Origin of the sequence: Coleofasciculus sp. (assembly GCF_046539235.1) — a bacterium.
Taxonomy (GTDB): Bacteria; Cyanobacteriota; Cyanobacteriia; order Cyanobacteriales; family Coleofasciculaceae; genus Coleofasciculus.
In genome coordinates this window covers 1-10,919 of record NZ_JBKHHI010000222.1, presented here as the reverse complement: position 1 = coordinate 10,919, position 10,919 = coordinate 1, and the positions used below count along the sequence as shown (strand labels likewise).

The window sequence follows — 10,919 nt, the reverse complement described above, 5'->3', positions numbered from 1 at the left end:
CAGTTTCTGTCTCTGAGGTATCTGTGTCCGCGTCAGCTATTTCACCCCCAGTTTCTGTCTCTGAGGGATCTGTGTCTTCCGCATCGGCTGTTTGGTTATCCTCTGTCTCTAGCAAGGAGTCATCCTTATCAAGGGCATCAGGAATGTCATCATCACTTTCATCGCTGGAATCGCTATTGAGATCATTTCCAATACCATCCATATCAACGCCATCGCCATCTTGATTGGCTATGTCGCTGTTAGAATCACTGCTATCGCCACTGTTGGTATCGCTGCCATCTGTTTCTGTGTTGTTATCATCGCTGTCACCATTGTTAACAACACTATCGCCACTATCGCCACTTTCGTTGTCGTTATCGTTATTATTATTCCCATCATTGTTGCTGCTAACTGGGGTGGCGTCACCAATTTCAACAGAAGCCGGAATAGAAGGGTTAAACGGTTCATCCAGTTCTGTCACCACACCACTGGGATCTATATTTTTATAGGTAAAGCCTTCGGGCGCATACCAATTTACTTCACCTTGAGTCCCGCCTGACTGATTTCTTACTCTTATAGCTTGGTTGATCTTCACTGCGCCTGTTTCAGTAGACAGGGTGACAATACTACCCGCCCCTTGATCACTCTGAGGTGCCTGATTCGTGGCAAATATATCGGTTACACTAATGTCACCATTTCGGCTAGATATGGTTACATCACCAGCACTTCCCTTGCCTTGATTTTCTGTAGTTATCTGACCTGTGGTAATGTTTTCTTGAGCTGATAGGAGAACATCCCCTGCATCTCCAAAACTTTGATCCTTAGTCGAGATGCTCTCGATATCAATCGAGCCTTGTGTCGTCGCTGCTGTTACCGATCCTGAATTTCCTTGGCTGTTATCTTCTGTATTAACTGTACCCGTTACAATATTTTCCTGAGCCGATAACGATATTGAACCGGCATTCCCCTGACTTTGATTTCCTGAATTACTGGTATTAAGGTTAGCTGTTGTAATACCGTTATTCGCATTTATATTAATTCCTGTTGACGCTGTAACGTTTCCGCTGAGAACAACGTCACCCTGATTGACAACGGCGACTCCATTCTCCACCCGCAAGCCTGAACCTTGCAGTTCTACTTGTCCATTATTTACAGTTATTTGAGTCGCATTACCCAAATCACCACCCGTCAGTAATTGAGCTAACTCAGTTAACGGTAATGGAGTTGCCCCTGTATAAGCTGGAACTTCTAGATTCAGCACCATTCCCGGTTGACTTAGGCGTACTACACTATCGCCAGGGACTGTTGCCACTGTAATTTGACCATTCGGTGCGGAGAGAGTCCCTTCGCTGACGACTGTACCGCCCAATAAGGTTAAATTCCCATCATTTACCGTGAGGTTAGCCAGATTGATAATTGAGCCTGGTTCAGACGTATTAAAGGCAAAGGAATTGTTAGGATTTCCTCCAAGCTGACTTGCATCGATAGGACCTGTCGCATTAAACCATTGGTCATTGCCTAAACCAATTGACGTGGCGGTTGTGGCGGTAAAGTCCCCTGGTACATTCAGACTCGCACCTTGACCAAAAATAATCCCGGCTGGATTCATCAAAAATAGATTGGTACTGCCCGTTCCTCCCAAGACATCGATGAGTCCGTTGATTTCAGAGGGACTACCACCCGTAATCCGACTGAGAATATTCTGAATATTAGCATTGACATTAAAAATAGCCTCTTGCTCTGAGCCAAGACTAAACTGATCAAAGCTGAAAATCTGATTGTTGCCAGCTTCAACGCCATCTTCTATTTGGAATTTGTTACCCTCTTGGTTAACAGTCGTTCCTCCACCCTGCTCTGGAGTAACCTGTGCTTGGGCAACCTTAGCAAAGCCCAGAAGCCCTGTTAGACTGTAGAGGGCTGCCAGTGATTGACTTATTCGGCGTATGGCTGGTTTCATCTGGCTCACTTGAAAAACAGTAAATGCTGAGTCTCCTAACTGCTGGTGTTGTTATGTTTCCTGGTGTGGTGGATAACCCGAACCGTTGCGGTAGGTAGCTAGTAGGAGTGTTTATGCTGATCTGCTGATGATCTTGACTCTGGCTATTGTGTGTTGTATATATTTTACCCTATACTCGTCTCTTTCTTGTCGAAGAAATTTTTCTCTTCACAAGCTTAATGATTGGGTTGTGACTAACGCTACACTTTGAGCCAGTTAGGAAAACCTATACTTGATTGATATTATCGACCTATCCTAAACCTCCATTATATTAAATATTGTGAACTTGTCGAGAAAAAGGCTAGAATCCGCATGCTTACGTCGATAAACTATTGAGAGCGTGCGTATGTACTGACAATTTACTTGAATCCCTAGTCTCAATGGCATTCCAGCCTGCATGATTCCCCTGAAACTGACCCTGAAAAATTTCTTAAGCTACCGCGAAACAACTCTCGACTTTCGCGGACTGCATACGGCTTGTATCTGTGGCGCTAATGGCGCTGGCAAATCCTCTCTCTTGGAAGCGATTACCTGGGCGATTTGGGGACAATGCCGTGCCGCATCGGAAGATGATTTAATCCATTCCGGGGCGAAAAACGTGCGGGTAGACTTCATCTTCCATAATAACCAACAAACCCATCGGGTGATTCGCAGCAAGCAACGGGGACAAAGCAGTTCCCTAGAATTTCAAATTGAAACCCCAGATGGATTTCGTTCCTTAACTGAAAAAGGATTACGGGCAACTCAACAGCTCATCCTGCATCATATTAAGCTGGATTACGATACCTTTATTAACTCCGCCTACTTGCGTCAGGGGCGTGCGGATGAATTTATGCTACGGCGTCCCTCGGAACGAAAACAAATCTTAGCCGATTTATTGAAACTGGATCAATACGAAACCTTAGCCGATCAAGCCAAGGATTTATCCCGCCAATTCAAAGGACAAGCCGAACAACTCGAATCCAGTTTACAAGCCATTGAGCAGCAACTGGAAGAACGAGAAGCGATCGCACAACAACAAGACGCCACTCAAACCACTTTATCTCAACTACGCCAAGACCACGAAACCGACCAAAGCCAACTGCACCACCTGCAATCTCTCAAACACCAACGCCACACCTGGGAACAACAACTCACCTTTGTCCGCCAGCAATACCAAAATCTCACCCAAGAGTGCGATCGCCTACACCAGGATATCACCACCACCGAAAGCCAAAAGCAGCAATTAGCCACGATTCTCGACCAGAACGACCAAATTAACACGGGTTATGCCGATTATCTCACCCTGCACCAGCGAGAGGAAAGTCTCAGCCAAAAATTCCACGCGGATCAAAACGCCCACCGCCAAAAACAGCAGCTACAACAGCAACTCAACCAACAGATTCAGGAATTGAATCTACAAATCCGCCAAACCCAAGCCCAACTCGACGCCCTGCGCCCCCAAGAACAAGAAATTCAAACTATCCTCAGCCGTTCCACAGACGTAGCTGAAGCCTTGGAAAAACTCAAAGCCGCCCGTACCCGCCTCAATCACCTGGATCAACTTCAACTCGATGTCTCCCCTATCCTGCAACGTCGCGCCGCCTTGCAAAGTGAATTAGATCGCAACCACGCCCGCCTCAGCGCCCGTTTAGACGAACTCAACGCCTCAGAAGATCAACTCTCGCACCAAATCGCCACCACCCCCCAACTGCGCCAAACAGTTCTGCAAGTCGTCGCCGAAATCAGTACCTTAGAAAAAAAGAAAGTCTATCAACAGCGCGTCCAAGAAAAAGGACTCGAACGCCGCAGCTTCCAAGAACGACTGCAAGAAAGTCAGCGCCGTTATGAAAAACAAATCGCCGAACTCAACCAGAAAATCCAAATGCTACAGGTTCAGGACGCCGTATGTCCCCTGTGCGATCGCCCCTTAGATGAAACCCATTCGCACCACGTTATCCAGAAAACTACCACAGAACAACAGGAAATTCAAGATCAATTTTGGGTAGTGCGAGAACAACTAGCCGTCTGTGAACGGGAACTGCAAGTCTTACGTCAAGAATACGCCCAACTCTCCCAAGAATTGGCACCTTTTGAACAATTACTCGAACAACGGGGACAACTCGAAGCCCGACTCGAAGCCACCGATGAAGTGTATGATCGCCTCTACGACATCTCCGAAGAAAAGAAACAACTAGAGCGATCGCTAAATGAAGGAACCTACGCCCTAGATATCCAAACCCAACTCCAAACCCTGGATAGCCAACTCCAACAATTAAACTACAACGAACAAACCCACGCCCTCGCACGGGGAGAAGTTGATCGGTGGCGATGGGCGGAAATCCGCCAAGCCAAACTCGAAGACGCCCAGCGACGCCTAGAGAAAATTCAGGAACAAAAACCCCAACTGCAAGCCCAACTCGATCAGCTAAACCAATCCCTCCAGGAGTTACAAACCACCTCTCCCCTGAAACAGAAACTCGACGCGATCGAGTCACAAATTAGCGAAATTGGCTACAACTTAGACACCCACAACCAACTCCGCACCGCCCTGCGACAAGCCCAATCTTGGCAACTACGCCATCAAGAATTAACCAAAGCCCAGGAACATTATCCCCAACTCTGTCAACGATTAGATAGCCTGACTCAAACCCTAGCCGTGCGACAAGGCGATCGCGAAACTCTCAATACACAACTTGCTGAAATTGTCAAGCAATTGGAACAGTATCCCGACACCAGCCGCGACGTACAAATACTAGAACAGCGCATCCTCCAGCGACGCCGACAACTAGATGAACACCTATCCCAAGTCGGGCGTTTACAACAGCGCTTAACTCAACTGGATACCCTGAAAACTCAATATCAAGAGCAAGAGGAACAGGTTAAAACCCTAAAACGGCAATATCGAGTCCATCAGGAATTAGCCAAAGCCTTTGGCAAAAACGGCATTCAAACGCTGATGATTGAGAACATATTACCCCAATTAGAGGCAGAAACCAATCAAATTCTATCGCGACTCACGGGGAATCAGTTACACGTCCAAATTGTCACCCAAAAAGCCGGAAAACGGGCATCAAAGCGCAAAAGTAAACTCATCGACACCCTCGATATTTTAATTGCCGATGCTAGCGGAACCCGCCCTTACGAAACCTATTCTGGCGGTGAAGCCTTCCGAATTAACTTTGCCATTCGCCTCGCCCTAGCCCGACTCTTAGCGCAGAGGGCGGGAACTTCCTTGCAAATGCTGATTGTCGATGAAGGCTTTGGTACACAAGACGCTGAAGGCTGTGAACGGTTGATTGCCGCAATTAACGCGATCGCGTCTGACTTTGCTTGTATCTTAACTGTAACCCACATGCCCCAATTTAAGGAAGCCTTTCAGACACGAATTGAAGTACGAAAAACCGAGCAAGGTTCTCAATTAAGTTTACTGATGTAACGCTTAAAATTATTGGGCGGGACGATTTACTCGCATCACTTTTCCCCGTAAGGATTCTTCCTGTACAGTAAGTACATCATGACCAAAAGTGCGTAAAAATTCCACAACCCGCTTGGGAAATTGTTCATCAGCATAAAGACGTGCCATCAATCTTCTTCGTTCTGTCGAATAGCGAGTTCAATCTCATCAGCATAGACTTCAGCATAAATCCAAGCATTCACCAAATCAGCAGCCGATAACGTGGGATAGTCTTGTAGAAGTTGAGCTTCACTAATCCCCAAACGGCGAGCATTGACTAACACCCAAACCGGAATGCGAGTATTGGCAATGCAGGCTGTTCCGCCACAGACACCAGGCGTTTTTTCAATTCCCTTCCAATTGTTATCGAAACTTTGGGCTAGGAGGTGAATGGCTTGAGCTTTTTCAGTAGGCTTTAGAGCAAGCAACTGCGTTTCTAACTCTTTAATGTTCATTATTATAAATTATGAATTCTGGATAAAACAGAAAGTAATACATCAGTAAGAACGTAAGCCTTGCACCCCTACATTCGGGTAAATCTAATCGGTTTGAGAACTGCTATATTAGCATTATCCATTACGATAACTCTTCACGCCAAGTGAACCGAATTTGCTCATCAGCCTGTCTAAACTCAATATTAAACCGATCAAAAACAACTTCCCGCCCTAGAAGCAATTGTTCTGCACCTGTAATACTTTGTAACCAAGCGACAGGAGCGATAAAACTGTGTCCATCAATTGTCATTTCAACATTTCGCAGAACATACTCAACCGTTCCCCCAATCGTCTCCGCTAATAACGTTGATTCAGCATCCGCTAAGCTGTAGCCTAAATCTTGACCCACCTTTAAAGAAATTAAGCTAATTTCTGCCCCAGAATCTACTAGCATTGTGGTAAAAATCTCTAAATCCTTATGCTTGAGCCTGACATGATAATTCGGTAACCAGTCATGGCGAGCCACTGTGCGAAAGTGAATTGGTAAAATTTGGATAGAAGCAGTGCTGCGTGGCACTAAATAAATGGCAAACATCTCGCCTGATGCTGTAGCTATGTCCAAAACATCTCGCAAATTTTCACTATGAGCAATAACACAATGGTCATTGTAAGCCACATATTGATTGCGATATAAACTTAACAAAGTGCGCCGATTTTTATTCAGCCACTTCAACATTTTCTCACTTTCACTTTTAGATGGCATTTTATTCATAGCTGATCAAAGGAAACCATTTCAACCATCGAAAACGACACCATTCACCATTGTTTCCGACCTCAATAAAAGCCCTTCCAAATCATTCCAACTCCTCTGCGTCCTCTGCGTAAACCTCTGCGTTACTCTGCGTTAAAAAAATATAATTACCATACTCAGCAGATAAAACCCTCATCAATCAAAGCGGTGACAAAAACCGCAGCAGTAATGAACCAATCCCCACAAGAGCATTTCCAAACGAAGGGCGAGAACGAACTTCGGGAGGATTTTGGGCAATTTCCACCATGGCGATCAGATTCTGCGAGGCTTGAAAACCAACCGGGTTTTCTTGAGTCGTAAACAGCTGACTGGCAATTTCAGCATCTCGGCTAGCACCACCGTGATCACTCAAGCGAAATCGAGCGATTCCCCGGGCTAAATAGGCAGGAGCAAACTCCGCTTTTAGATTCAAGGCTTGATTATAATGTTCAATGGCAGCTTGATAGTTTCCCCGTTCAGCTTCAATCACACCCCAGGCATAAAAATCTTCAGGAGTTCCGGCATACTGAGGAAGACCAATGGTTCCTTGAATATAAGCGCTACTGAGATCCGTACCAAAAAGTTGTGCATTAACCAGATACGCATCTCTGAGATCCGTTCCCACTAAAATAGCGCCACTAAGATTCGCACCCGTTAAGTTTGCGCCATTGAGAGACGCGCCACTAAGATTTGCGCCAGTGAGATCCGCCCCCGTCAAATTTGCCCGACTCAGATTAGCGCGACTCAAATCTGCCCCACTCAAGTTTGCCCCGACTAATTCTGCCATGACTAAACCTGCATCGGTGAGATCGCATCCGGGACAGTTTTTGGTGGATAGTACCTTTTGGATGTTTTGCAGGTTTTCAGCTAGGGCGCTGGTACTCAGAGTGATGGCGGTGAAAATAGCAGCCGTGGTTAGAAGGATTGGTTTCATGGCACGATTAGGGATGAATGGGGCTACGGGTTTTATGCGATCGCAGTACTGGGATTGGGGTATTCTTATTGAAACTTTACAATACCTTTGACTGAGTTAGGGCGGGTTTAGTTACATCCGGGTGACAACCCCCGATACCGATAAAACCCGCCCCTACAGAAATCAACACTCAGAATTCTTGTCAGCTACACCTGCTAATAATTCTAATTCACTCACCACCCGATCCAATTCGTCAATAATCGGCATAGAACCTTTGGTGCGAAAGGCTTCAATTAAGGAACGGTAATACCACAGTGTACCCTCTTTACCCCCATGAAAGCGTTGCCATAAATTATCCCCTAAAATGCGATAATCTTTAAGAATTGACCAAGCATTATGCAGCTTATCGGCGGCAGACACTAAACGAACCGAAGCTGAGGCGGTGGGAATATGGGCAATATAAGCCGCTTTGCGCTGACGCCAAGGGGGTTTAGGTGTGGTGTCCGCGTCGGTGCAACCATCCACAATATCGGTGATGGTATCCCCAAAGCGGCGACGAATTTCCTCACGGGTTGCTGCACCGCCTTGGTCTTCAATGGCATCATGGAGAAGCGCCGCGATCGCTTCATCTTCATTTGCCCCATATTCTAAGGCAATACTAGAAACGGCTAACAGGTGGGCGATGTAGGGAACGCCATTCCCTTTGCGGGTTTGATTGGCGTGTAGTTCAGTAGCAAAGGTTAAGGCGTCGGTAAACCGTTGGGAGAGTTTCATGGAAAACTTAAGTCAAAATCTAAAGTCGATTAGTAACAATTGTGACTGATATCATGTCCTGACGATTGTCCATAATTACAATGCTTTAATAACAAGGGTTTGCCTCAGGATTATGACTAAATTTCCAGCCAACCACCTGCCGAAAATTTGGATTGCTTCCAAATGGGAAGCCAGTCAACTTCTCGCATCCGAGACAGGAGATGCGATCGCGCATATCATCTCGATTGGCGAACCCGGTACTTCCCCTCCTAAAGGTTACACCAAAGTTCCTCACCGACTGCGGTTAGAGTTTACCGATATTGTTGCTTTAAATGATGATGAACTTGACTATGTTTTAGCCACATCTGAGCATATTCGTCAAGTGATTGACTTCGTACCGATAATTTCCCAGGAAGGCGGGGATGTTCTCGTCCATTGCCAAGCTGGGATCAGCCGCTCATCAGCCGTCGCGTTAACAATTTATGCCATCCTCTTGGGGGCGGGTCAAGAGGAGGAAGCCTTATCCCTAGTTCTAGAAAACAGACCTCAAGCCGTACCAAATACTTTGATTATACAATTAGCCGATGAAGCATTAGGTCGAAATGGAAAATTGGTACAAGTCGCCCAAATGCATGAAGACTGGTAAGCTGTTCGGCATTTAAACCTTAATGTCAATAATGGCGAGATCGTTGGTGTGCGTTTAGCGAAGCCATGCCGCAGGCTTTGCATCTTGCTCGCTACTAATACCCAATTTAAATGGATGATAGCTTATTATGAATATGATCGTAAAATTTAATCGAACTTTTTCCTTCTGCCTTTTACTCTCATTTTTCCAAAATGAAAATCATGAATTGGCTAGTATCACTGTTAAATTTGGAATAGGAATAATCGCCATATAAATCCACTATTTTGTACCCTGATTCCTGCGCCATTTCCTCAAATTCCTGCCTTTCGATCAGACAAAACTGCATATCTAGGAGGCGTTTAGATTGCAAATAACCATGCTGATCATAGATTTCATAGAACTGAGTGCGATCAACAATACAGGGATTGGGTTGCTGCTTTTCCAGTCCCCAGAACAGGAGTTGTTGCTTTTCTAGACTGTACTTCCCCTCTAGACGTAGAGAACCATCAACCAATTTTGACCGGACAGTAGGATTATGTAGAGTACAGACAAGTTTGCCACCTTCATGCAAATGCTTGTGAATGGATTGAAGTGTACTTTTTTGGTCTTTCTTTGACAAAAGTTCTGAAAAGGAATTGAATGGAATAATCACTAATTCAAAACACTCTTTCAGATCTAACTCTCGCACATCAGCCTGCTGAATTCTAGCCGACAACCCCTTTTGTGTCAGCTTCTTTTGCAGAACCACTAACATTTGTGCTGAAGCATCGACACAAACCAGAGAAACGCCAGCTTCTAATAAAGGAATCGAGACACGCCCCGTTCCTGCCATTAGTTCAAGAACTTGACCGGAGACGTTACGGGTTTCTCGAATAAAGAAGGAAATATCGATATCACTCTGGACATAGATATCATACAACTCAGCGACTCGATCCCATTCAATCATCTTCTTTTAGTTATAACGGTTGAATATCATTAAAACGAATCCTTGTATCCGCCACAGGTTTTTCCTCAGGATTTTCCGCCTGGGCATATCGAATGGTTCGGTTCGTTAGCAAATAGTATTTGCCCACCTTTTCATGAAAATCTCGCACATCTTCTTTTTCCATAACTTTACCTGTTTTAGCATCGCGAAAGGTGGTCTGAAAGTGACTGACTAAATAACCTTCCGTCGTTTTAGTTGTACCTAGGGTATCAACGGTTACGGCTACATCTCCAAAGCTACGATTCACTTGAGTGATTACATCCCCTTTAACCTTATAGTAGGAATTATCACCCACCTCGTTAATTTTTAACGCGCCATACTCATCTTTTCCCTGTAACTCAAAGCCATTCTTGTCATGCAACTGTTCAAACGGTACTCGGCGACGGTGAATGATTTCCATCTTAACTGTATTGGCGACTAACTCCCGCAAATCCTCCGGTTCAACATTGATGACGTTCACCGTTAAATCAGGTTGAACCCGAACGATTCCCTGGTCAATATCTCCTTTGTGCGTAATCGAAACCTCTGCGGAATAACCCGGAAACTTTTCATCCCAGGTATAGCGTTGATTGTATGCATTGCGAAAAGCTTCGCTGGCTGATACTGTAGCGATTTGAGTTGGATGAGTGTTTGAGATAGACTGAGCATTTACACTGGCAGGTAGTCCAAAAACGCAGCTAATACTAGCGATAATTAAACTTAAACTCCAACAGATTATGCGATGCTGTAATGGCTGTGTCATGATTTTAATCGGCTATCGACATTGAGGATAAATCTCTATTTTACAAGGGGATGTCCAGCTGCATGAGGTCAATGATTTTCTCCCCCATATCCCTTAATTATCTAAGTCTTCTCCTAACTCCCGCAATCGTGCGGCTAAACGTTCGGCGCGTTGGCGTTCGGCTTCTGCCCGTTGGCGTTCGGCTTCGGCGCGTTGATGTTCAGATTCAGCCCGTTGATGTTCAGCTTCTTCGGGTAATAAAACTAAATTCCCCTCTGGGTCATAAA

General features: G+C 45.3%; 9 protein-coding genes and 2 pseudogenes. 2 read left to right on the top strand and 9 right to left on the bottom strand.

The window, feature by feature from the left end; genetic code table 11:
* Window positions 1-1,936, bottom strand: a 1,936-nt coding sequence (locus ACLFWI_RS18605; protein ID WP_446414151.1) for a two-partner secretion domain-containing protein, incomplete at its 3' end; no start/stop codon positions are given.
* 436 nt (window positions 1,937-2,372) lie between these two features.
* Between ACLFWI_RS18605 and sbcC the strand changes: the two genes are divergently transcribed.
* A complete protein-coding gene (gene sbcC / locus ACLFWI_RS18600; protein WP_446414150.1) occupies window positions 2,373-5,393 on the top strand; it encodes an exonuclease subunit SbcC in 3,021 nt (1,006 codons plus the stop codon).
* Between the two features lie 42 nt (window positions 5,394-5,435).
* On the opposite strand, the pseudogene ACLFWI_RS18595 reads toward sbcC, so the two are convergent.
* The 5 genes and pseudogenes from ACLFWI_RS18595 to ACLFWI_RS18575 all read right to left on the bottom strand — a co-directional run.
* Window positions 5,436-5,540 (bottom strand): annotated as a pseudogene (locus tag ACLFWI_RS18595) (DUF5615 family PIN-like protein); the annotation flags it as partial.
* Window positions 5,540-5,866 (bottom strand): DUF433 domain-containing protein, encoded by a 327-nt coding sequence (locus ACLFWI_RS18590; protein ID WP_446409574.1) that lies wholly within the window; start codon window positions 5,864-5,866, stop codon window positions 5,540-5,542. The gene ACLFWI_RS18590 and the pseudogene ACLFWI_RS18595, both read right to left, overlap by 1 nt.
* Window positions 5,867-5,987: 121 nt before the next feature.
* The gene (locus ACLFWI_RS18585; protein ID WP_446414149.1) at window positions 5,988-6,617 is read right to left on the bottom strand and encodes a DUF5678 domain-containing protein; all 630 of its coding nucleotides are present in this window, start codon (window positions 6,615-6,617) and stop codon (window positions 5,988-5,990) included.
* Window positions 6,618-6,795: 178 nt separating this feature from the next.
* Window positions 6,796-7,569, bottom strand: coding sequence for a pentapeptide repeat-containing protein (locus ACLFWI_RS18580; protein WP_446414148.1), 774 nt, complete (start codon window positions 7,567-7,569; stop codon window positions 6,796-6,798).
* A gap of 162 nt (window positions 7,570-7,731) precedes the next feature.
* Entirely contained in the window at window positions 7,732-8,322 is a 591-nt protein-coding gene (locus ACLFWI_RS18575) for an HD domain-containing protein (RefSeq protein WP_446414147.1), read from the bottom strand.
* Between the two features lie 112 nt (window positions 8,323-8,434).
* Between ACLFWI_RS18575 and ACLFWI_RS18570 the strand changes: the two genes are divergently transcribed.
* Window positions 8,435-8,947, top strand: coding sequence for a tyrosine phosphatase family protein (locus ACLFWI_RS18570; RefSeq protein ID WP_446414146.1), 513 nt, complete (start codon window positions 8,435-8,437; stop codon window positions 8,945-8,947).
* Window positions 8,948-9,125: 178 nt separating this feature from the next.
* Here ACLFWI_RS18570 and ACLFWI_RS18565 read toward each other — a convergent pair whose 3' ends face one another.
* The 3 genes and pseudogenes from ACLFWI_RS18565 to ACLFWI_RS18555 all read right to left on the bottom strand — a co-directional run.
* Complete coding sequence (locus ACLFWI_RS18565) at window positions 9,126-9,872, bottom strand: class I SAM-dependent methyltransferase (RefSeq protein WP_446414145.1); 747 nt, start codon at window positions 9,870-9,872, stop codon at window positions 9,126-9,128.
* 10 nt (window positions 9,873-9,882) lie between these two features.
* Window positions 9,883-10,653, bottom strand: coding sequence for a DUF3386 family protein (locus ACLFWI_RS18560; RefSeq protein WP_446414144.1), 771 nt, complete (start codon window positions 10,651-10,653; stop codon window positions 9,883-9,885).
* Window positions 10,654-10,746: 93 nt separating this feature from the next.
* Window positions 10,747-10,919 (bottom strand): annotated as a pseudogene (locus ACLFWI_RS18555) (Uma2 family endonuclease); the annotation flags it as partial.

Coding starts and splice junctions, on each gene's coding strand:
- ACLFWI_RS18570 (WP_446414146.1), top strand. CDS start 8,435: ATGACTAAATTTCCAGCCAACCACCTGCCGAAAATTTGGATTGCTTCC.
- ACLFWI_RS18575 (WP_446414147.1), bottom strand. CDS start 8,322: ATGAAACTCTCCCAACGGTTTACCGACGCCTTAACCTTTGCTACTGAA.
- ACLFWI_RS18585 (WP_446414149.1), bottom strand. CDS start 6,617: ATGAATAAAATGCCATCTAAAAGTGAAAGTGAGAAAATGTTGAAGTGG.
- ACLFWI_RS18590 (WP_446409574.1), bottom strand. CDS start 5,866: ATGAACATTAAAGAGTTAGAAACGCAGTTGCTTGCTCTAAAGCCTACT.
- sbcC (WP_446414150.1), top strand. CDS start 2,373: ATGATTCCCCTGAAACTGACCCTGAAAAATTTCTTAAGCTACCGCGAA.
- ACLFWI_RS18565 (WP_446414145.1), bottom strand. CDS start 9,872: ATGATTGAATGGGATCGAGTCGCTGAGTTGTATGATATCTATGTCCAG.
- ACLFWI_RS18580 (WP_446414148.1), bottom strand. CDS start 7,569: ATGAAACCAATCCTTCTAACCACGGCTGCTATTTTCACCGCCATCACT.
- ACLFWI_RS18560 (WP_446414144.1), bottom strand. CDS start 10,653: ATGACACAGCCATTACAGCATCGCATAATCTGTTGGAGTTTAAGTTTA.